Source organism: Arthrobacter sp. P1_H7 (assembly GCF_056405215.1).
In genome coordinates this window covers 1-21757 of record NZ_JBFUCO010000022.1, presented here as the reverse complement: position 1 = coordinate 21757, position 21757 = coordinate 1, and the positions used below count along the sequence as shown (strand labels likewise).

The following is a 21757-nucleotide window of genomic DNA, read 5'->3' as shown; positions in this document are numbered from 1 at the left end:
CGGGCAAAGCAAAAGGCCCTGCTTCCCTTGTAAACAAAGGGAAGCAGGGCCTTTCTTATTGGCGGTGACGGTGGGATTTGAACCCACGTTGGCTTTTACACCAAACAACATTTCGAGTGTTGCACCTTCGGCCGCTCGGACACGTCACCAACCTGACTAGGGTACCGGAGCAAGGCGCCCATCCACAAAACGAGCCCCAACGGCAGCCGCACGCCGACTCGCCGGAACCCCGCACCCTTCCCGGCGAACAGTGCGGGCACTAGATTCGTAAGCACAATGACTACTTCTGAACGGCACACCACCGCCACCGCCTATTGGACCGTCGGCCCGGAACAGGGCGAGCTCCGGGGCGAGGACCTGCCCGCCCCCGGCCCCGGCGAGGCGCTGGTCCGGACCCTGTATTCGGGGATCAGCAAGGGCACCGAGCTGGTGGTCCACCACGCGAGTGTCCCGGAGTGCGTCGCCGGCGCCATGGCCGCCCCCAACCAGGCGGGGGAGTTCCCCTACCCGGTGAAGTTCGGCTACCTCACTGTGGGGGTGGTCGAGGACGGACCGGAGGGCTGGGCCGGGAAGACTGTCTTCTGCCTCTACCCGCACCAGGACCGCTTCATCGTCCCGGTCGAATCCCTGACGGTGATCCCCGACGGCGTCCCGGCCCGCCGCGCGGTGCTCACCGGCACCGTGGAAACCGCGATCAACGGCCTTTGGGAGGCCGGGCCCCGCCTGGGCGACCGCGTCGCCGTGATCGGGGCAGGACTCGTCGGCGGCATGGTGGCCAGGCTCCTGGCCGGCTTTCCGCTCGCACGGCTGCAGCTGATCGACGTCGACCCGGCCAAGCGCGCGTTCGCCGCCGCCCTCGGCGTCGACTTCAGCCACCCCGATGACGCCCTCCCGGACTGCGACATCGTGATCCACTGCTCCGCGTCCCAGGAAGGCCTGCAACGGAGCCTGCAGCTGGTGGGCGACGAAGGCGACATCATCGAAATGTCCTGGTACGCCGACCGGCTGGTCACCCTCCCGCTGGGGGAGGACTTCCATGCCCGCCGCCTGTCCATCCGGGCCAGCCAGGTGGGGATGGTGGCCCGCGCCCGCAGGCACCGCCGCACCAACGCCGAGCGCCTCGCGCTCGCCGTGTCCCTGCTCCAGGACCCGGTCTTTGACGTCTTCCTGACCGGATCCTCGCCGTTCACGCAGCTCCCCGGCGTCGTCCAGCGGCTCGCCGACGGGACCCTGGATGCCCTCTGCCACGTCATTGAGTACCCGTCCACCCAATCCAGCGTCGCGCAATCCGTCGAAACCCAGCCCGCCGAATTCGAATCCACTGACCAGCCCACCGAAGCCACGAGGTAGCCCGTGTTTAGTCTGACCGTCCGCCGCAACTTCATGATTGCCCACAGCCTTCCGCGCGAAGTCTTCGGCCCGGCCCAGGGCCTGCACGGGGCCACGTTCGTCACGGAGGTGACGTTCCGCCGTCGTGAGCTCAATGACGACGCGATCGTGCTGGATATCGGCGCGGCGGGGGACGCGGTGGACGAGGTCCTGGACGAGCTGAACTACAAGAACCTCGACGAGCACCCGGACTTCTCCGGCAAGCTGAGCACCACCGAAGCCCTCGCCCGGTACATCGCCGACGCCGTCGCCGCCCAGATCCGCGTCGGCACGGACGGGCGCGACCTCGCCGGGCTGGACGTCACCCTGCGCGAGACCCCCGATGCCTGGGCCAGCTACTCGCTGGACTTCGACGCCCGCTAGGCACCGCAGATGCCGCCGGCCAGCCTTCGCATCCGTCTGGTGGTGCCCGGCAACGTCCGGCACAACTCCGGCGGCAACGTCTACAACGCGTCGCTCGCCGCCGAATTGGCGGCCCTCGGTGCCGCGGTGGAAACCTGTCCGCTCGACGGCGACTGGCCGGGAGGCAACGCGGTGGACCGGCGGCGCCTGGCCGGGCTGCTGCACGCGGAGCCCGACGGCGGCCCGGCCAGGACCGTCGGCCCCGCAACTGCCGGGTCTGCAACCTTGGGCACAGTGACGGTGGTCGACAGCCTCCTGGCCTGCGGCGCGCCCGACGAACTGGAAGCGGCCGCTGCGGCCGGGGACAGGGTCTGGATCCTGCTGCACATGCCCCTGCCGGACCACCCGGAGCGCGAACGCAGGGCCCTGCGGGCCGCCGCCGGCGTCATCTGCACGAGCGGTTCAGCCGCGGCGGACATCCGCGCCCGCCACCGGCTCGACGGCATACGGGTCGCCCTGCCCGGGACCGCGCCCGCCCCGCTCGCAGCCGGCAGCCTGTCCGCCGGCCCCGGCGCCCCGCACCTCATCGCCGTGGCGGCGCTGCTGCCGAACAAGGACCAGTCGCTCCTACTGGACGCGCTCGGCCGGCTCACGGATGTGCCCTGGACGGCATCCCTCATCGGCTCGGACACCGCCGATTCTGCCTACGCCGCGCAGCTCCGGAACTCCGTGGAACGACTCGGCCTGGCCGGGAGGGTCCGCATCCCGGGCGAGCTCCGGGGCCCGGCACTGGATGCTGAATGGGATGCGGCCGATCTCAGCCTGCTGATTTCCCGGGCCGAAACTTTCGGCCTGGTGGTCACCGAATCGCTGGCCCGCGGCATCCCCGTGGTGGTGCGCGAGGGCACCGGCGCCGTCGAGGCTCTCGCCGCCGGCACCGTGCCCGGCACTGCCGCGCCGGACTCGCCGGCTCAAGACTTCCCGGCGCCAGACTTCCCGGGGCCCGGGTTGCCGGGCGCCGCCGTCGGGCTCGGAACGGACCCCGCCCCGCTGGCGGACCTGCTCCGCCGCTGGCTGGACGATCCCGGTCTCAGGGGCCGCTGGCGGGAGGCGGCAGCGGCCGCCCGGGGCCGGCTGCCCGGCTGGGATGCCACCGCCCGGACCGTTCTGGGCTACCTGTCGACGGAAGCCACGAAAACCGCAGAACCCACGGAAACCACGGAAACCACAGCAACCGATGAAACGGGGCCACCGGGAAAGCAGACGGCGCGGGTTGATAGGGCTTCTTGATACCGCTGACAGAGAAGCTGTTGGAGAATGAGCCCATGAGCACCCACCCTGTCGCCACGCAATCGCCGTCGGTAGAAGAGCCCGCCAATCTGCCGGAGCCGCAGAGCCTGACCCCGGAGCGGCTCCGGGCATGGTCCTGGCACCGGCAGGGCCTGGACGGCTCGCTGGCCGGCTGCACGGCCGAGCAGGTCCTCGCCCGGGCAGGCTGGGCACGGTCCGTGGGCGGCGCCAACCCCTACCTCACGCTCTTCGCCCGCGCCGGCATCCGCCGCGAACAGGTGGACGCCGACGTCCTCGCCCACCGGATCCTTGAACTTCCCGTCGCCCGCGGCTGCACGTACGTCCTGGGCCGCGAAGACTTTGCCTGGGCGCTTCAGCTGGGCCGGGATGCGGCCGAGTCGGCATTCAAGGTGGTCGGCCGGCTCGGCGTGGACCGCGGTGAGATCACGCTTTTGGAAGAGCAGGTACTGCACACCCTCGCCGAAGCGGACGGTCCCATGGATCCGCGGCAACTCAAGGACGAGCTCGGCGATTCAGTGCGCAACCTGGGAGAGGAAGGCAAGAAGAAGGGCGCCACCACCACGCTGCCTACCGCCCTGGGGATCCTGCAGTCGGACGGTCGGATCCGCCGGGTCCCGGCGAACGGGCGCCTGGACCAGCAGCGTTACGCCTACCAGCCCTGGGGCCTGCCGCCCAGCGATCTTGACGACGACGACGCGCGCACCGAGCTGATCCGCCGCTACCTGGGCTGGACCGGCGGAGCCACCTTCAAACAGTCGCAGTGGTTCACGGGATTCACCGTGGCGCAAAGCAAGGCGGCACTGGCCGCCGTCGGCGCCGTCGAGGTGCCCACCGAACTGGCCACCGCCGGCGGCGACCCGCTGTGGATGCTGCCGGAGGACCTCGGCAGCCTCGCCGCCTTCGAGGAGCCGGCGGGGGAACAGATCCAGCTGCTGGCCGGAACGGACTCCCTATTCCTGCTGCGCCGCAACGCGGCGGACCTGCTGGCCGAAGAGGACCTGCACAAGCCGGCGCTGGGGTCGCTCGCGCTGCAGGCCGATCTCCCGGACCACCCGATCCTGGACCGCGGCCGGATCATCGGACTCTGGCAGTACGATCCCGCCAAGGAGAGGATCATGCCCTGGCTGTTCCACGGCCCGACGCCCGCCGTGACGCAGCGGATCGCCGAGCTGGAAGCCTGGATCCGCGAGGACCTCGGTGATTTCCGGGCCTTCAGCCTGGACTCGCCGGCCTCCCGGCAGAAGCGGATCGATGGACTCGCGGCAGCTGCAGAAGCCGCCGCGGCAGGATCCCCGGCCGCCGGTACGGCTAGCTAGCAGGAACGGATCAGGCGCGGTGCCCGGCGAAGAAGTCCCGCAGCAGCGCGGCACACTCCTGCTCCCGGACGCCCGCAATGACTTCCACCCAGTGGTTGAGCCGGCGCTCGCGGAGGATGTCGAACACGGAACCGGCGGCGCCTGCCTTCTCATCCCAGGCACCGAACACCACCCGCGGAATCCTGGCGAGGACGACCGCTCCCGCGCACATCGCGCAGGGTTCCAGCGTCACCACCAGGGTGCAGTCCTCCAGCCGCCAGCCGTCGTCGCCCTTGCCTTCCAACGCCCGGTGCGCCCGCAACCGCGCGGCGGCCTCCCGGATGGCGACCATCTCGGCGTGCGCCGTCGGGTCCCCCAGGGCCTCGCGTTCGTTTCGCCCGGCGCCCAACACGGAACCGTCCGGTCCGATCACGACGGCGCCGATCGGCACGTCCGCGGTGGCCAGGGCCTTCCGGGCCTCCGCCAGGGCAAGGATCATCCATTCGGCATGGCGCGGCTCAGGGGCAGTCATGGGTCAATGATAGTTTCGACCCTAAGCATGCTGTGCAGCTCGGCTGTGCGGCCAAGTAGTTAATGTAGACAAGTAGTCGGGAGACGGCCGTGACCACCGGAACAGAGACCTGGTTGGCGCGGCGCTGGGGCAAATGGGTGGTGCCCTACGCGGCCCTCTGGATCACCATGCTGGTGGGCGGCGTGGTGGTGGTGATCCTGGCGCTGGTGAGTGCCGAGGTCTACGACAACGTGGTGGACGACGCCGGCCTCGCGAACCTGGACAAGCCGGCCCTGGCGTTCATGGAACAGTTGCGCAGCCCCGGCCTGGACGCCTTTATCACCGGGTTCACCAACATCGGCGGCGGCATCGGGATGCCCATTCTGGGCAGCATCCTGACGGCGCTGCTGATCTTCACCTCCCGGAGCTGGCGGCCGCTGATCCTGATCGGCGGCGCGGCCGCCGCGTCGGTGACTGCCACAACCCTGGGCAAGAAAATGATCGGCCGCGTCCGCCCGGACCATGCCGACGCCGTGCCGCCCTACGAGACCTCGCCGTCGTTCCCGAGCGGTCACACGCTCAACACCACAGTGGTAATCGCCCTCGTGGTGTACCTGGCCTGCCTGCAGATCAAACGGACCAGCGCCCGGATCGGCCTGATCGCCGCGGGTGTGATCTTCATCGTCGCGATGGGCCTCAGCCGGGTCTATCTGGGCCATCACTGGCTGACCGACGTGATTGTCGGCTGGGTCATCGGGCTGGCCTGGGTGGGGATTGTGATCATGGCGCACCGGTTCTTCCATGCGCTGCGGCGCCGGGAACACGCCGGCGACGCGCCGACCTTCGAGCATCCCGCCCACCTCCATAACGGTGCCGCCGGCGCCACTGCTGGTGGCACTGCCGGCGGCCCTGCACAGGCCGACGCGAACGACGCCGATACCCCCGGCCCAGCGGGACGGTCCTCAGCATCCGGGTGATAGTTTTGACCCATGCGCACTCTCGTTGTGGACCACCCGCTGGTCGCCCATAAGCTCACCGTTCTGCGGGACAAGAACACCCCGTCCCCGGTCTTCCGCCAGCTCACCGAGGAGCTCGTCACGCTCCTGGCCTACGAAGCCACGCGTGACGTCCGCACCGAACCGGTGACCATCGAGACGCCCGTCAGCACCACCGTCGGCACCGCCTTCACCAAGCCGACCCCGCTGGTGGTTCCGATTCTCCGGGCCGGGCTCGGCATGCTCGAGGGCATGACCAAGCTGGTCCCCACCGCCGAGGTCGGCTTCCTGGGCATGGCCCGCGACGAAGAGACCCTGGACATCATCACCTACGCCGAGCGCCTCCCGGAGGACCTCACGGACCGGCAGATCTTCGTCCTCGATCCCATGCTGGCCACCGGCGGAACCCTGCGCGAGGCCATCAAGTTCCTCTTCAAGCGCGGCGCCTCCGACGTCACCTGCATCTGCCTCCTCGCCGCCCCGGAGGGCCTGGCCAAGCTGGAGGAAGAACTGTCAGAAGCCAACGTGACGATCGTCCTGGCCTCGATCGACGAGAAGCTTAACGAGAAGTCCTACATCGTGCCCGGCCTGGGCGACGCCGGAGACCGCCTGTACGGCATCGCCGGCTAGCGCACGCTCCGCCCGGGATCCCTTCCGCGTCGCCGCGGACCGCGCTAGCCTGTGCGCCATGGATTGGAAACTTGAACTCGTGTTTGTGCCGGTGTCCGATGTGGACCGGGCCAAGGATTTCTACGTCAACAAGGTGGGCTTCAACGCCGACTACGACGAACGGCCCATGGAGGGCCTCCGGTTCGTCCAGCTGACCCCGCCGGGCTCCGGCTGCTCGATTGCGATCGGCGAGGGCCTCAACGACGCCCCGCCCGGGACCGCCCCCAGCCTGCAGCTTGTGGTCAGCGACATCCAGGCCGCGCACAAGCAGCTCAAGGACAACGGCGTGGACGTCAGCGACGTCGACATCCAGGACTGGGGACACTTTGTCCACTTCGCCGACCCCGACGGCAACAAATGGGCGGTGCAGTACATCCCCCACCGGCCCAACGGCTGATCCCGGCAGGCTGCGCGCGGCAGGCCGCCGGCCAACGGGTTGGGCGGGGCCATGCGGCAGGATGGAGGCATGAGCTTTCCATCCCGTTCCAGCACCACCACCCTGACCGCGCGCGCCGTCCTGTTCGACATGGACGGAACGCTGGTGGATTCCACCAGCATCGTGGAGCAGGTTTGGACCACGTTCGCGGCCCGCTACAGCCTGGACATCGGCGAGATCCTGCGCTCCTCCCATGGGGTCCAGGCCATGGACACGGTCCGCAGGTTTGCCCCGGCCGGTTCCGACATCCAGGCCCTCGCGGCCGAGCTCGGCCGGATGGAGCTGGCCGAGACCCGGGGCATTGTTCCGGTGCCGGGCGCCCCGGAGCTGCTGGCGAGCCTGCCGCCGGATGCCGTGGCGCTGGTGACGAGCGCGTCACGGGACCTGGCCGAGATCCGGATGGCAGCAGCGGGGATCGGCGTCCCGGCCGTCTCGGTCACATCGGAGGATGTCATGCGGGGCAAACCCCACCCCGAGGGATACCTCCGGGCGGCCTCCTTGCTGGGTGTCTCCCCGGCCGAGGCGGTGGTGTTCGAAGACGCCCCGGCCGGCATCGCCGCGGGCGTCGCCGCCGGCGTCCGGACTGTGGCGGTGGGGCCCAACGCCGGCGAATTGCCGGACGGTGTGCTCCACATTCCCGACTACTCCGGGGTTACCGTGACCACGCGCGTCACCGGCGCCGGCCTGCGCACCCTGTCCTTCACCTTCTAGCGACGGCGACGCCGTTCTAGCGACAACGACGACGCCGTCCGGCCCGACGACGGCGGCGCCCGCCTAACCGGCCAGCAGGTACACGCTGGTCCCACCCACGGTCTGGGCCGTGAAATTGTCCTGCACCCACGCGGCAATCTGCGCGGCATCGTCGGATCCGCTTTCGCCCTGCATCATGCGCCCGGCGATGAAGTAGTGGATCTTGCCGTCGGCCACATACTGCTGGAACTGCGCCAGGGTCGGCGCGGGGTCCGTGCCGTTGAACCCGCCCACGGCCATCACCGGGAGCTGCGTCGCCAGCTGGTAGCCGGCGGCGTTGTTGGACCCGACGACGGCGGCGGCCCACGTATAAGCCCCGGCGTCTGTCTGCAGCGCGCTCACGAGCGCCGCCGTCGGCGTGCTGGCCCCGAGCAGGCCGCCCATTCCGCCCGCCCCTTGGCCGCGGCCGATGCCCGTGCCGGTGCCAGTCCCGGTGCCGTTTGCCGCCGTGGCACCGCCAAAGCCGCCTCCCGCCGCACCGCCGAGGGACGGCGGCATCCCGGCCCCGCCCCGTCCGGTCACGGCCGGTCCGGCGCTGACAATCGAGCCGCTGTGGGCCGTGGACGCGGTGGACAGCGAGTAGGCCAGCGGCCCGGCGAGGGCGGCGGCGACGGCGAGCGCCGCCGTCGTACGCGCCACCGTCCTGGATGCCATCATGCCCCTGCCCTTCACCCCCGCGACCCCCTTGGGCTCCGACCCCTTGAATCCCAGCGCCGCGGCGGCCAGCACCAGGCCGGCGGCGGTGAGCGCGCCCAGGAGCGCCACCCAGCGCAGCCACGGCATGTACGCCGCGGTGCGGACCAGGAGTTCGGCGGCCATGGCCCCGGCCGCCACGATCGCCACCGCGAGGACGGCGGCCGCCACGGGCTGGTTCCGCCGCTGCCAGAGCAGGACGCCGCCGAGCCCGGCGATCCCGGCCATCCCGGGCGCCAGCGCCACCATGTAGTACGGGTGGATGATCCCGGCCATGAAACTGAACGTCAGCCCGGTGACGGCAACCCAGGAGCCCCAGATGATCACTGAAGCCCGTACCGGGTCGGTGCGCGGCGCGCGGCGGCCCAGCCAGAGCAGGCCCGCTCCGAGCAGCAGCACCGAGGGCAGCAGCCATGCGATCTGGCCGCCGAACTCGCTGTTGAAGAGCCGGAACAGCCCGGGCGTGCCCCAGCCGTTGCTGCCGCCCACACTCCCGGTTTCATCCCCGTTCAGCCGGCCCAGGCCGTTGTAGCCCAGAGTCAGCTCCAGGATGGAGTTGTTCTGCGAGCCGCCGATGTACGGGCGGTCCGCCGCCGGAATGAGTTCGACGGCGGCCAGCCACCACCCGGCGGCAACGGCCATCGCCGCGCCCGCGCCGAGCAGGTGAAGAACGCGCCTGCCCGCCGCTGCCGGCGCCGCGAGCAGGTAGGCCACGGCAAAGCCGGGCACAACCAGCAGGACCTGCAACTGCTTGGTGAGGAACCCGAAGCCCAGCAGCACCCCGGCGAACAGCAGCCAGCGCACGCGCGCGTCCTGGATGGACCGCAACACGGCGTAGGCGGCCGCGGTCATCAAAAGCACCAGCAGGGCGTCGGGGTTGTTGAACCGGAACATCAGCACGGCTACCGGTGTCAGCGCCATGACCGCACCGGCGAGTAGCCCCGCGCGGTGGGCCAGGCCGGCGTCGGCCGTGGCGGGGGCAGCGGCCCGGCGGACGGCCAGATAGAGGAGCCAGACCGTGCCGATCCCCATGAGCGCCTGCGGCACCAGGACGCTCCAGGAGCTCAGCCCGAAGATCCGCACCGACAGCCCCATCACCCACAGCGACGCCGGCGGCTTGTCCACGGTGATGGCGTTGGCGGCGTCGGACGAGCCAAAGAACCAGGCCGTCCAATCCTGTGACCCGGCCTGGGCCGCCGCGGAGTAGAACGCGTTCGCCCAGCCGGAGGCGCCGAGGTTCCACAGGTACAGCACGGCCGTGGCCAGCAGCAGCGCCGCCAGTTCCAGCCGCTGCCGCAGCGCCCGGGCGCCAGGGACGGCGCGCGTGCCGCCGGCAGCCGGGCGCTCCGGTCGCCGACGGCGTTCCGGGACTTGCGGCTGCGCCGGCCCCGGCGTGCGGGCCGGCGCCGTGCCGGGGCGGGGGCTCAGGGTGTCAGTCATGGCGGCCTACGCTCCCAGGTTGTAGACGGTGGCGTTGCCCACGGTCTGGGCCTGGTAGTTGGCCGCGACCCAGGTGGCGACCTCGGAGTTGCCTCCGCGGCCCCCGCCCATGCCGCCCATGCCGCCGGAAATGAAGTAACCGATCTCGCCGCGGTCCACGATCGCCTGGAACTGTGCGAGCGTCGGGTAGGGGTCGCCGCCGTTCCAGCCGCCGAGCGCGATTACGCTGGTGCCGGTGGCGAGTTCCAGGCTCGCGGCCTGGGTGGCGCCGGAGACAATCGCGGACCACTTGGCGCCGGAGGACTGCAGCAGCGCGGTCAGCTCCGCCGAGGACGTTTCCCCGCCGGGGCCGCCGCCCATGCCGTCACTGCCTGCGCCGTCACTGCCGGCCCGGCCTGCCCCGAAGCCGCCGCCCATCGCGGACGCGGTGGGGCCGGAGGTCGGGATCGAACCGGAATGCGGCTGGGCGACGGTCGCCAGCGTCCACGCGGTGCTTCCCAGCCCGCCGGCGAGCAGGCACAGGATCACGGCGCCGGCCGTGGCGGCCTTGCGGAACCGTGCCGGGAGAGCCGCCATGCCGTCCGCCCGCAGGAGCAGGGCCGCGGCGGCGAGGACGCCCAGGACCACGATGATCACCCGGAGCCCCGGAAGCCAGGCCGGATCGCGGCCCAGGAGCACGGCGGACCAGACCGGGGTGGCCAACACCGTCACGGCCAGGATAATCCGGGCCGGCCAGTAGGCCCGGCCCCGCCACAGTTCCAGGGAACCGATGCCGGCCAGCGCCGCGATGGCGGGGGCCAGCGCCACGGCATAGTACGGGTGCACGGTGCCGCTCATGAAGCTGAAGATTCCGGCCGTGATGACCAGCCAGCCGCCCCACAGCAGGAGCGCCGCACGGGTTTTTGAGGTCCGGGCCTCGCGCCGGGTGAACCACAGCCCGGCCAACAGCAGGATCAGGGCCGCCGGCAGCAGCCAGGACACCTCGCTGCCGAAGCTGGTGCCGAACATCCGGGTGATCCCGGCGGCGCCGCCGAAGCCGACGTTGCCGGTGCCGCCCGGGCCGCCCGCGTTGCCGCCCGGCATCCCGCCGCCGGAGCCGGTGATCCGGCCCAGGCCGTTGTAGCCGAACGTCAGTTCCAGGAAGCTGTTGGTCTCCGACCCCGCCATGTACGGCCGGACCGAGGCCGGGGTCAGCTGGAACAGCACAATGTAGCTTCCTGCCACGACGGCGATCCCGGCGGCGGCGGCCAGCAGGTGCAGGAGCCGGCGGCCGAGGGTGGTGGGCGCCGCCCACAGGTAGGCCAGGGCCAGCCCGGGAACGATCAGGAAGCCCTGCAGCATCTTGCTCAGGAACGCCAGGCCGATCACCGCGCCGGCCGCGGCGAGCCACTTCCAGCCGGCCTTCTCGATGGCGCGGGTGGTGAGGTAGGCCGCCAGCACCAGGCACAGGGTGAGCATCGCGTCCGGGTTGTTGAACCGGAACATGAGGGCGGCCACCGGGGTCAGCGCCAGGGCACCGCCGGCGAGCAGGCCAGCGGCCGGCCCGGACACCCGCTTGACGGTCAGGTACAGAAGCCCGACGGCCGCCACTCCCATGAGCGCCTGCGGAATGAGCATGCTCAGGGCCGAGAAACCAAAGATCCGTCCCGCGAGGGCGGGGATCCAGAGGGCGGCCGGCGGTTTGTCCACCGTGATGGCGTTGCCGGCATCGAGGGAGCCGAACAGCAGCGCGGTCCAGTCCTTGGTCCCGGCCTGGATCGCCGCGGCATAGAAGGAGTTGGCGTAGCCGGTGGCCTCCAGATTCCACAGGTACAACGCCGCGGTGACCACCAGGAGCAGCGCTGCCGAGGGCCGCACCCAGCGGGGCTGCCGTCCGAACAGCAGCCGGTCCCGGCGGCCCTGGGCTGCCGGGGCCTGGGACGCGGGCAGCTGGGGCGCCGGCCCGCCGTCTCCGGGTACCGGGCGGGGCCTTTCCTGGGCGGCTGGGGGGCTGCCGGCCTGGGAGCCGCTCTCGGCTCCGGCGGTGGGGCTGATGGTTGCCGTCATTTACTTGGCCTTTTCTGTGCGGGGGAGGGAAGGAGCTGGGGCGCCGGGCGCAGGAACGGCGTTGGTGGGCCGGTGGCGGAAAACCACCAGCCGGAACAGCAGGAACTTCACGGCTGTGGCGGCCAGGTTGGCGGCGGTGACCGTGAGCAGTTCCAGCCAGCGGTCCGGTGCTGCTCCCGACGCGGCGTGAACGAGGGCGAGGGCCCCGGAGGTCAGGGCCAGCCCGATGCCGAAGACCAGCAGTCCCTCGAAGTGGTGGCGTGCGGCCTGGCTGCTGCCCTGGATGCCGAACGTGAAGCGCCGGTTGGCCGCGGTGTTGGCCACGGCGGTGGTGAGCAACGCGAGGAAATTTGCCAGTTGCGGGTCCATGACCCCGCGGCAGAGCAGGAAAATCGCCAGGTAGGCCAGGGTGGAGGCCACCCCGATGCTGCCGAAGCGGACGAGTTGTCCGAAGAGGCTTCCGCCGGGGCTTTGCTCCTGGGCCCGGGAGGCGGCCGGCAGCGGTCCGCGGGCCAGGGCGGCGCGCAGGTCGGGAACCGGGATCCGGCCCGAGACCAGGTCCCGGCTCAACCGTGCCATGCCGCGCAAGTCCGCGAGGGMAGTCTGGACGATGTCCACGCTGGAATCCGGGTCGTCGGTCCAGTCCACCGGGACTTCGTGGACGCGCAGGCCGCACTTTTCTGCCAGGACCAGCAGCTCGGTGTCGAAGAACCAGGCGTTATCCAGCGTGTGGGGGAGCAGTTGCCGGGCCACGTCCGACCGGATCGCCTTGAAGCCGCACTGTGCATCGCTGAAGTGGGCGCCCATGAGGGCCTGGAGCAGGAAGTTGTAGCTGCGCGAGATGAATTCCCGCTTGGGACCGCGGACCACGCGGGAGTTGCGGGTCAGCCGCGTCCCGATCGCCAGGTCGGAGTGCCCCGAAATGAGCGGGGCAAGGAGCGGGCCGAGGGCCGCCAGATCAGTGGAAAGATCCACATCCATGTACGCCAGGACCGGCGACGGCGAGGCCAGCCACACCTTGCGAAGTGCGTATCCGCGGCCCTTTTCGGCCATATGGACCACTTTCACTTCGCGCAGCTCGCGGGCTACGCGTTCCGCGGCCTTGAGCGTTCCGTCGGTGCTGGCGTTGTCCGCCACGGTGATCCGGAAGGAGTGCGGGAAGGCGCCGAGCAGGTAGGCGTGGAGCCGGCGCAGGCAGGCTTCGAGGTCGCGTTCCTCGTTGAAGACCGGGATGGTGACGTCCAGCAGGGGCGTGCTGGCGCGCGTATCGATGGCTGTGCGCCGGGCGCCGGGGCCGGTAAGCGCCCCGGCGATCGGGCCCGGAGCTGGCGCGTCGGCCAGCGCAAGCCCCGGGGGTGTCTCGGGTGCCGCCGGGCCGGCCGGCGTCGCCGCGGTGCGGGGCAGGGTTCCTGTGGCCTGGTCTGTGAATGTCATGGCTCAACTTTCCCGGCGGCCCTTATGAGGGCTTTAGGGTCAAGCTGTGCTGGGGCTGTGGAAGTCGGCCTGTCGGGCAGGCCCGGCCGTGGAGACGCAAGGAGGCCCCGGATCCGTGTGGATCCGGGGCCTCCTGGGGGGCCGGTTAGTGCCGGTTTAGTACCAGTTGTGTGAGTAGTGGAAGTTCAGGGCGCCGCAGGGGGAGCCGTAGCGCGACTTGACGTAGTTCAGGCCCCAGTTGATCTGGGTCCGGTAGTTGGTCATGTAGTCGGCGCCGGCGCTCGCCATCTTCGTGGCGGGCAGGGACTGGACCACGCCGTAGGCGCCGCTGCTGGCGTTGGTCGCGGTGGTCTTCCAGTCAGATTCCTTGGTCCACAGCTTGTGCAGGCACTGCATCTGGCCAGGTGCCCAGCCATAGCGGCCCAGCTGGGACGCGGCGTAGGCCTGGGCCCCGGCAGGGTCGTCGATTGCGACCGGCGCCGGTGCGGGTGCCGGTGCGGGGGCAGGAGCGGCTGCCGGTGCGGGAGCGGGAGCGGGGGCTGCCGCGGGAGCCGGAGCAGGTGCGGGTGCGGGTGCGGGTGCCGGGGCGGGAGCAGCGGGGGCGGGGATCAGCGCTTCGGCTGCCTTAACCTCGGAGATCTGGGGCGCCACGTTCTTTTCCGCCGGAGCGGTCGGCCCAGCCACCTGGACCCGCTCGAAGTTGAGCTTGGCCAGCGGGTCCGCGATCGTGGCCGTTTGGCTCGCAACGTTCGCCGTGTGGGCGCCCGGCTCTGCCGCCTGGCTGGCGGCGCCGCCACCCAGCAGCAGCGCGCACGCGGCGGTGACGACGGCGGCACGGCGGCCGGTTGTACCGAGTCCGGCGGCGAACCGCGACAGGGCGGATGCCCGTTTGGCCGGTTCGGCGCGGTGGCGCGACTTGGCTGCGCCAACTGAGCGGGAATGCGAATCGCCGTCAGGGCGCGTTTGTACCTGGAATTCAGTCATGGTGGCCTCTCAACGCCGGCGGAGTTAGCTGTCGGGTTCGGATGAGGTCATCCGGCCGCACGGAATATCACGTGTCGGCTTCACCCCGAGGGCGCATGAATGCAGAATGCCCGGGAACTCTGGGTCCCCCGCCTCTGCCTGGTCCAGCGGAATCCGGGAAGCGGCAGAGTTTGGCGTCCGTCCGGATATGCGGCACCGATGGCGGCGCACTCTAAAGACGCTACAGGACCCAACCGCTTAAGTCACATTTTGGTAACAGGAATCACAGGGCCGGGGTGGCGGGTTGCGCCGGGTTCACCATTCGTCCGGTCCCGGGTCCCTGTGGCGCCGGCCGCGCCGTCTATGCCGGCGGCGGCGCGGCGGGCAGGCGCACGGCGAACTCCGTGCGTCCCGGCCGGGACGTGACCTCGACCGTTCCTCCGTGGGCCTCCACGATCGACTGGACTATGGACAGGCCCAACCCGCTGGTGCCCTCGGAAGTCGGCGCGGCGGTCGCCGTGCCCTGGCCTCCGCGGCTGCCGGAAACGGCGCCGGACCCGACCCTAGCCGTCGCGACCGCCGAATTGGCGGGGATGGCTGCGGGACTGGACGCCGGATTGGTGCGTGAGGCGTCGGCCCGGGCGAAGCGGGCGAAGATCCGGCCGATAAATTCCGGGGCGATGCCGCTGCCATTGTCTGTCACGGTGACCACGGCACTGCCGTCAGCCGAGCGCATGACGCCCGTGACCACCTTGGTCCCGGGTTCGGTGTGCTTGCGCGCATTGGACAGGAGATTGGCGAGGACCTGGTGAAGCTGGGTCGCATCACCGCGCACCACCACGGGCTCGTCCGGAAGTTCGAGCTGCCAGATGCGGTCCGGGGCCATGACTTTCTCATCGCTGACGGTCTCGATGGCCAGTTGGGTGAGGTCGACGTCGGAGATCTTGAGCGGCTGCCCCTCGTCCAGGCGCGCCAGCAGCAGCAGGTCCTCCACGAGCGTGGTCATCCGCTCGGACTGGCTTTGCACACGGGCGAGGGACCTCTCGCCGTCGGGGGTGAAATGCTCGGTCATCCGCATCAGCTCCGTGTAGCCGCGGATGGCCGTCAGCGGGGTGCGGAGTTCGTGCGAGGCGTCGGCGACGAACTGCCGGACCTTCATCTCGCTCTCCTGCCGCGCTTCGAGGGCGTTGGAGACGTTGTCCAGCATCTTGTTCAGCGCGTAGCCCACGCTGCCCACTTCCGTTCCGGGATGGGCCGCCGACGTCGGGACGCGCACCCCGAGCGCCACCTCGCCGGCGTCCAGCGGGAGGCGGGAGACCTTGGTGGCCACCTCGGAGAGCTGTTCCAGCGGCTTCATGGTCCGCCGGATCAGGGCCGTGCCGGCGAGCCCGATCAGCACGAGCCCGCCGACGGACACTACCACCATGGTCCAGACCAGGGAGGTCAGGGTGTTTTGCTTTTCTGCCAGCGGGAGTCCGGTCACAATCACGTCGCCGTACGGCGCACGCGCGGCCGTGAGCCGGTAGGCGCCGGCCGAAAGGGTCCGGTCCACGGGCATACCGTTTGGGGTGAGGGTCAGGAGAACCTCGTTGTCGTCGGGGGAGAGGCTCTTGACCGCGCCGTCCCCGGCCAGGAAGCCGGCCCTACTGACTTCGTCGTCCACTATCCGGGCGTTAAGCGTCCCGACGCCCTGTCCCCGGGCTTCGAGGGGGTCGGGGCGCCTGCCCGAATCGTCCGAGGAGGGCCGGCCGAACTCGCTCGAACGGTGGGAGGCCTGGTCCAGCTGGGTGTCGAGTTGCCGGGTGAGGAAGAGGTCCATGGAGGCATAGCTGAACAAGCCCACAGCGCCGCAGATGGCCACGAGCAGCGCCATGGCGACCAGGACCAGCCTAGTGCGCAGATGCCACGTGGACGGGTTGCGCCAGTCGCGTCCGGGGACGCGGGTCATGCCGGAAAGTGAGGGCACGGATCAGTCCGCCGGTTTCAGGACGTACCCGGCTCCGCGCACCGTGTGGATCATGGGCGCGTGGTTGGCGTCGACCTTCTTGCGGAGGTAGGAAATGTACAGTTCCACGATGTTCGCCTGGCCGCCGAAGTCGTAATCCCAGACGCGGTCCAGGATCTGGGCCTTGCTGATGACCCGTTTCGGGTTTTCCATGAGGTAGCGCAGCAGCTCGAACTGCGTGGCGGTCAGGTGCAGTTCCTCACCGGCCCGGGTGACTTCGCGGGTGTCGACATTGAGCACGAGGTCACCCACCACGAGCTCGGCGGTGTCCATGGCGGCCACCCCGGAGCGCTGGACCAGCCGGTGCAGGCGCAGCAGCACCTCTTCCATGCTGAACGGCTTGGTGACGTAGTCATCGCCGCCGGCTGCCAGTCCGGTGATGCGGTCCTGGACGGCATCCTTGGCCGTGAGGAACAGCGCCGGCACCTCCGGCGCGAACGCGCGGATCCTGCTCAGCAGTTCGACGCCGTCGAACCCGGGCAGCATCACGTCCAGCACCAGCACGTCGGGGCGGAACTCCTTGGCTAGCCGGACGGCGCCGGGCCCGTCCTCGGCCACAGCCACGGACCATCCGGCCATCCGCAGGCCCATGCTCATGAGCTCGGAGAGGCTGGGTTCGTCATCCACCACGAGGGCACGGATGGGGGAGCCGTCCGGATGCGTGAGCTGGGGAAGGTTGTTGGTCATGGAGTGCGAAGTGGCCATGGGACAACTCTCCGATCTGCCGGTTAGGCGCGGCTTTGGGGACCCTGTGCGGCACCTGTGAATCCCAGCCTAGCGAGCTGGACGCCGTTGCGGGCCGTACGGGCGGCCACGGCCGCGCTCAATCAGCCCTTCCTGTCCGGCCCGAACGTCACAGGCCGGGCTGTCGGCCCGCACAGCCCAGGCACAGGATCGCTCACCACTCTGGGGTGAACACCGATCCGCACCCTAAGGAGAAACACCATGAGCGGTCAGCATCCCGCAGCCGGTTCCGGACCAGCCCCCGAGCCCGCCGCCGTACCCGCCCCCGCGCCCACAGACGGCGCAACGGCGGCGCCCGCGCCCGTGACCGCGCCCCGCGCTGCCTGGCAGCACGACGCCGGACACACCGACGCCGGACACACCGACGCCGGACACACCGATGCCGGACACACAGACGCCGGGCAACCGGCTACGGGCCCAGCTGCCGGCTGGGGCGCGCCCCCGGTCTGGACGGTTCCGGCGTCGGAACCGGCCTGGGGCATGCCCCGGAACGAGCCTCCCGCGACTGCGGCGGCCACAGGCTGGGGCGCGCCGGGAACTTCCGCAAAGACGGCCTCGGCGGCGAAGCCCTGGACCGTCAAGCGGGGGCTCGCCGTCGCCGGGGCCGCAGCTGTCCTGGCTGTCGGCGCCGGGGCGGGCGTCTATGCCCTTACCTCAAGTGCAACGGCAGCCACTGGTGCCGCCGGCGGGGCGGCGGCCGGGGGAACCGGCGGCCAGGGGTTCGCCCCGGGCGTGCCAGGCTCCGCGCAAGACGGCTCCGCGCAAGGCGGTTTCGCGGGAGGGGGCATGCCGGGGCAGGGCGGTCCCGGCGACTTCGCTGCCGGCGGGATGGGCAGCGGGCTTTCGGCGGCAGTGCATGCCGAATACGTGGTGCTGCAAGGAAGCGCCTACACGACGATGGCCGAGCAGCTGGGCACAGTGAGCGAAGTCAGCTCTTCCTCCGTGACGGTCAAGAGCAGCGACGGTTTCACGCGCAGCTATGCGCTGGGCAGCGACGTGGTGGTGAGTAATCTGCAACAGCGGCGCCAGCAGGCCGGCGGCACGGGCACCCAGCTGAGCGTGGCGGACATCGTCGCGGGCGGGACGGTGCGGATCGTGGCGGCCAAGGAAGGTTCCGGCTACACGGCGGCCTCCGTCATGGTGGCGGCGACGGCCACCGGCCAGTCGAACTGACCCGCCGCAGCCGGCAGTGCCGCCGTGCCTGGCCGGCGGCAATGCCTGCTGCCCACTCCGTGGACCGCCGCGCAGGGAACGGTGGGCAGACCCGGTTTTGTCCAACTTGCCGTGCTGTGAATGATTTCCGCCGCTTTGCAGCCTGAGTCCGAATAATATTCGGCAAATAACACTTCCTGACCTTCCGGTCTGTAAAACACTTGTTATTTTAATGCCGCTACAGAATTGTGACTTGCGCTACAAATCCTTGATCTGTCTCACTATGTGGAATTCGGGGTCCATTGTTACTTGCACGTTTACATTGTTACGTTGCACACTTCAATTGTGAACAAGAACTCAACAGCACCTGCAGCCGCAGCTTCCTGGATCAGCACACCCGCTGGTACCGAGATGCGCTGTTGTCGAATGCACGCCTAACTTTTACACCCCTAAAGGTTTCTAGGCATTCGCCCCCAAGCCCAGAGTCGGGCGCCCCTCCCCAATTTCATTGCGGGGAAAGAAGCATTCGAGCCGCGATGACGGCCATTCACATTGAGGTAAGCATTCCATGTCAGTTGCATCCGGATACGTCCACATCTCAGTCCGTAACGCCAGCAAGGCMGGCCAGGCCTCCGGGATCCGCCAGGGCTTTGGCGGCCGCTCCGCGTTCGCCCCCGCCGGATCCACGGGCAGCTTCCCCGCCCCCGGATATGCAGCGCAGGGCTACAACCCTGACTCCTACGGCCAGCTCCGTGCCGTTCCGCCCGCCCCCGCCACGGCGCCCACCCCCGTGATTGCCCCGGGTGCCGGCAGCCCGGTCCGTCCGGCCCCCAGTGACAACGTCGCCCGCGGCTTCGTGCTGTACATGGGCATCGACGAGGAAACCGCGGCTGCGGCCGGCACGTCCATCGCCAAGCTTGCCCAGGAAATCCGGGCCTACGCACAGTCGCTCGTGGCCGGCGCCGAAAGCTACGCCGCCGTCGCCGTCGCGCCGGCCAGTGCCCCGGGTTCCGCCCTCGACGTCGTCCGCTCGACCTTCGGCGACCCCACCGCAGGGGCCCGCCAGCGCACCGAGACCGCCCGCCTGCAGCAGCCGCAGGATCCGCGGCCTTCCGGCGTGCTGATCGACCTCGCCCGCCGCGAGGTGCACCTCGACGGCGAATCCCTGAACCTCACGTTCAAGGAATTCGAGCTCCTGAACTACCTCGTGGAGAACGGCACCCGCACCGTTGGCCGCGACGAGCTCCTCGAAGGCCTCTGGCGGAACGCCGAAGAGGTCCCGAACGAGCGGACCATCGACGTCCACATCCGCCGCCTGCGTTCCAAGCTCGGCCGCCTCGCCAACACCGTGCGCACCGTGCGCGGCCAGGGCTACCGGTTCTACGAGCACCCCGAAGTGGTTGTCTGGGCCGCTCCGGAATACTCGATCTAGCCTCAGCTTCACGCAAAGCGCCCGTCCCCTGCATAGGGAACGGGCGCTTTCGCTTTCGCGGCACGATCCCTCGGCGCCTGCGCTCGCCTCTTCCCGCCGTCGCCCTAACCTCGCAAGCTCGGTCAGGGAACCCCGACGGCGGAGCTCACGCGACAACGGCGCTTTCGGGATGTGCCGCTGCGCTACAGCGCCCTCAACTACCCGGAACGTGCTTCGCGCGTGCTGGCAGACGGGCATGTGCCTCCGCGGCTGGGTTGTCTTGTACGTGCCTCCGAAGCTGAGGCGGCGAGGCCGGATTTTGGGGCCGCGGCGTGGCGGGCACCGCTGGGGACGGGCACTGCCCCAAATCCGGCGAAGCCGCCGCTAGGAGTGGTTTTGGTTGGACTCTGTTGCCTTTCGGGGGTCCGGCGTAGTCTCGGACCGTTGAGCCGACTATTGGGAGGAAGACATGTCAGTTGCACGGATTACTACCCTGAGCGCGAACTCCAAGACCTCGTTTGATGCCGCCATCAAGGAGGGCGTCGACCGGGCCAATAAGACCCTTCGCAATGTCACGGGGGCATGGGTGAAGGAACAAAAGGTCGAAATCAGCGACGGCGCCGTCGTTGCCTGGCACGTCGTGCTGGAAGTGACCTTTGTCCTTGAAGGCTGAGCGAACGCTGGTGGGATGCGCGCCCGTGGGCCAGCCACCGCACTAGGATTGGGGCATGAGCGCGCATCACATCAAACGGCTGGTGATCATGCGGCACGCCAAGTCCGATTGGCCCGGCGGGGTTGCCGACCACGAAAGGCCGCTCGAAGAACGCGGCCACAAGGACGCCCCCGTCGCCGGAAAGTGGCTGCTCAAGCACGGCGTGGTCCCTGATTTCATCCTCTGCTCCAGCGCTTTGCGGACCCGCCAGACCTGCACGTGGGTGTGCCACGCCCTCGGGGACAAGGCGCCGACGCCCAAGCTCGAGGATGGCCTGTACGCCGCCTCCGCCTTGCGCATGCTGGCCGTCATCAACCACGTCCCGGACACCGTGACCACCCTCATGGTGATTTCACACATGCCCGGTGTGCAGGACCTTGCCATGCATCTGGCGTCGCGAGACTCCGACCACGATGCCTACATGGACGCCGCCACGCGCTATCCGACCAGCGGGCTAACCATCCTGGAAACGGAAAAGTCCTGGGCCGAACTGGACGGGCAGGACGCCAAGCTGACTCATTTCAAGGTCCCCCGCGCCAAGTAGCCGCAGGTCCGCCCGGTGAGGGCTGCGGAATCCATAGCAACCGGCGCCGATCTGCGGTTTACTGATGCTGTTTAGTCATGTGGTTTTTTCCAGTGGTTTTGGGGCATGTGTTGCAACCCGGAGAAAAGGTGATCAACGTGGATTCAGGGCAGCTCATAGGAATTATTGTCGGCATCGTCGTGGTGCTCGCGATCGTAGCGGTGGCGGTCATGGTCAGCCGCAAACGCAAGGTGGCCGCGGACCGGAACCGTGCGGCCGAGATGCGTGAACAGGCCAAGGCCGACGAATTCGCTGCGCGGGAACGCGACGCCAAGGCGGCCCGTGCCGAGGCCGACGCGCAGGAGGCCGACCTCGAGGCCGAGCGGCTGCGGCAGGAAGCCCGCAAACGCCAGGAAGAAGCCGAAAGCGTCCGCTCCAGCGCGCAGGAGCAACTGCGCAAAGCCGACGAAGTGGACCCTGACGTAGTCACATCTGAACGCGGCGGCGAAAGCGGGCAGATGCCGACCCGCGGGGATTTGCGCGCCGAGCGGGCCGCCGCCGAGCCAGCAGCGGGCACCCCCGTCCCCGGCCAGCAAGCGTCCGGCGAGCAAGTGTCGGCCGACCAGCGCAGCCGCGAGGACGTAACCCGGACCGACACGGCCCCAGGCCCGGATGCCACCCCACGGGAAGACAGGCCTCGAAACCTCTGAGCTGAACTCCTGGGCTGTCTTCCGGCGGAAACTCCTGAGCTGAGCCGCTCTGCGGTCAGGGTGGCGGTGCGCGGGACTCAGCGGCGGGCGGAGGCCCGGGCTGGTGATTTGGGGGCAGGCGACTTGGCTGGTGTCTTCGCAGCTGGCTTTATCGGTGTCTTCGCCGGTGACTTGGCCGCGGGCCGGGCAGTGGCCCGCGGAGCAGCCGCCCGCGGAACCGCCGGGC

The 21757-nt window shown here is 69.7% G+C and carries 20 protein-coding genes, 1 tRNA gene and 1 riboswitch; of the genes, 13 read left to right on the top strand and 8 right to left on the bottom strand.

Going from position 1 to position 21757, the window contains the following annotated elements; genetic code table 11:
• Positions 1-59: 59 nt before the first annotated feature.
• Positions 60-149 (bottom strand) — tRNA-Ser (locus tag AC1DXI_RS18735).
• A gap of 127 nt (positions 150-276) precedes the next feature.
• Here AC1DXI_RS18735 and AC1DXI_RS18730 point away from each other — a divergent pair.
• From AC1DXI_RS18730 to AC1DXI_RS18715, 4 genes are read left to right on the top strand one after another with little or no spacing between them, the layout of a single operon-like run.
• A complete protein-coding gene (locus AC1DXI_RS18730) occupies positions 277-1350 on the top strand; it encodes a zinc-dependent alcohol dehydrogenase (protein WP_476939863.1) in 1074 nt (357 codons plus the stop codon).
• Positions 1351-1353: 3 nt separating this feature from the next.
• Positions 1354-1752 carry a 6-pyruvoyl trahydropterin synthase family protein gene (locus AC1DXI_RS18725; RefSeq protein WP_018774279.1) on the top strand — a complete coding sequence of 133 codons (399 nt, stop codon included), beginning with the start codon at positions 1354-1356 and terminating at the stop codon, positions 1750-1752.
• 9 nt (positions 1753-1761) lie between these two features.
• The gene (locus AC1DXI_RS18720; RefSeq protein ID WP_476939862.1) at positions 1762-3021 is read left to right on the top strand and encodes a glycosyltransferase; all 1260 of its coding nucleotides are present in this window, start codon (positions 1762-1764) and stop codon (positions 3019-3021) included.
• A gap of 35 nt (positions 3022-3056) precedes the next feature.
• Positions 3057-4358: a DNA glycosylase AlkZ-like family protein gene (locus tag AC1DXI_RS18715; RefSeq protein ID WP_476939861.1), complete on the top strand. Its 1302-nt coding sequence runs from the start codon at positions 3057-3059 to the stop codon at positions 4356-4358.
• Positions 4359-4368: 10 nt separating this feature from the next.
• Here AC1DXI_RS18715 and AC1DXI_RS18710 read toward each other — a convergent pair whose 3' ends face one another.
• On the bottom strand, positions 4369-4869 hold the full coding sequence (locus AC1DXI_RS18710; RefSeq protein ID WP_476939860.1) for a nucleoside deaminase: 501 nt from the start codon (positions 4867-4869) through the stop codon (positions 4369-4371).
• Positions 4870-4958: 89 nt separating this feature from the next.
• Here AC1DXI_RS18710 and AC1DXI_RS18705 point away from each other — a divergent pair, with 89 nt between their 5' ends.
• From AC1DXI_RS18705 to AC1DXI_RS18690, 4 genes are all read left to right on the top strand, one after another.
• A complete protein-coding gene (locus AC1DXI_RS18705) occupies positions 4959-5825 on the top strand; it encodes a phosphatase PAP2 family protein (protein ID WP_476939859.1) in 867 nt (288 codons plus the stop codon).
• Between the two features lie 12 nt (positions 5826-5837).
• A complete protein-coding gene (gene upp / locus AC1DXI_RS18700; protein ID WP_018774274.1) occupies positions 5838-6473 on the top strand; it encodes a uracil phosphoribosyltransferase in 636 nt (211 codons plus the stop codon).
• 58 nt (positions 6474-6531) lie between these two features.
• The gene (locus AC1DXI_RS18695; protein ID WP_476939858.1) at positions 6532-6909 is read left to right on the top strand and encodes a glyoxalase superfamily protein; all 378 of its coding nucleotides are present in this window, start codon (positions 6532-6534) and stop codon (positions 6907-6909) included.
• A gap of 69 nt (positions 6910-6978) precedes the next feature.
• Entirely contained in the window at positions 6979-7659 is a 681-nt protein-coding gene (locus AC1DXI_RS18690) for an HAD-IA family hydrolase (RefSeq protein ID WP_476939857.1), read from the top strand.
• 63 nt (positions 7660-7722) lie between these two features.
• On the opposite strand, the gene AC1DXI_RS18685 is transcribed toward AC1DXI_RS18690, so the two are convergent.
• From AC1DXI_RS18685 to AC1DXI_RS18660, 6 genes are all read right to left on the bottom strand, one after another.
• Entirely contained in the window at positions 7723-9831 is a 2109-nt protein-coding gene (locus AC1DXI_RS18685) for an ArnT family glycosyltransferase (RefSeq protein ID WP_476939856.1), read from the bottom strand.
• Positions 9832-9837: 6 nt separating this feature from the next.
• The gene (locus tag AC1DXI_RS18680; RefSeq protein ID WP_476939855.1) at positions 9838-11877 is read right to left on the bottom strand and encodes a glycosyltransferase family 39 protein; all 2040 of its coding nucleotides are present in this window, start codon (positions 11875-11877) and stop codon (positions 9838-9840) included.
• The gene (locus AC1DXI_RS18675) at positions 11878-13311 is read right to left on the bottom strand and encodes a bifunctional glycosyltransferase family 2/GtrA family protein (RefSeq protein ID WP_476939854.1); all 1434 of its coding nucleotides are present in this window, start codon (positions 13309-13311) and stop codon (positions 11878-11880) included.
• 156 nt (positions 13312-13467) lie between these two features.
• Positions 13468-14295 (bottom strand): aggregation-promoting factor C-terminal-like domain-containing protein, encoded by an 828-nt coding sequence (locus AC1DXI_RS18670; protein WP_476939853.1) that lies wholly within the window; start codon positions 14293-14295, stop codon positions 13468-13470.
• Positions 14295-14454, bottom strand: a riboswitch (cyclic di-AMP (ydaO/yuaA leader). (Overlaps the previous gene by 1 nt.)
• Before the next feature lie 181 nt (positions 14455-14635).
• Entirely contained in the window at positions 14636-16222 is a 1587-nt protein-coding gene (locus AC1DXI_RS18665; RefSeq protein ID WP_476939852.1) for a sensor histidine kinase, read from the bottom strand.
• Between the two features lie 21 nt (positions 16223-16243).
• Positions 16244-16984, bottom strand: coding sequence for a response regulator transcription factor (locus tag AC1DXI_RS18660; RefSeq protein WP_026539210.1), 741 nt, complete (start codon positions 16982-16984; stop codon positions 16244-16246).
• Between the two features lie 240 nt (positions 16985-17224).
• Between AC1DXI_RS18660 and AC1DXI_RS18655 the strand changes: the two genes are divergently transcribed.
• The 5 genes from AC1DXI_RS18655 (at position 17225) to AC1DXI_RS18635 (ending at position 21531) form a co-directional block, all read left to right on the top strand.
• Entirely contained in the window at positions 17225-18196 is a 972-nt protein-coding gene (locus AC1DXI_RS18655) for a hypothetical protein (protein WP_476939851.1), read from the top strand.
• A 547-nt stretch (positions 18197-18743) separates the two neighbouring features.
• On the top strand, positions 18744-19607 hold the full coding sequence (locus AC1DXI_RS18650) for a winged helix-turn-helix domain-containing protein (RefSeq protein ID WP_018774264.1): 864 nt from the start codon (positions 18744-18746) through the stop codon (positions 19605-19607).
• 448 nt (positions 19608-20055) lie between these two features.
• Positions 20056-20259 carry a dodecin family protein gene (locus tag AC1DXI_RS18645; RefSeq protein WP_090582524.1) on the top strand — a complete coding sequence of 68 codons (204 nt, stop codon included), beginning with the start codon at positions 20056-20058 and terminating at the stop codon, positions 20257-20259.
• Positions 20260-20314: 55 nt separating this feature from the next.
• Positions 20315-20842 (top strand): SixA phosphatase family protein, encoded by a 528-nt coding sequence (locus tag AC1DXI_RS18640; RefSeq protein ID WP_018774262.1) that lies wholly within the window; start codon positions 20315-20317, stop codon positions 20840-20842.
• A 137-nt stretch (positions 20843-20979) separates the two neighbouring features.
• Entirely contained in the window at positions 20980-21531 is a 552-nt protein-coding gene (locus tag AC1DXI_RS18635) for a hypothetical protein (protein WP_476939850.1), read from the top strand.
• Positions 21532-21757 lie beyond the last annotated feature (226 nt).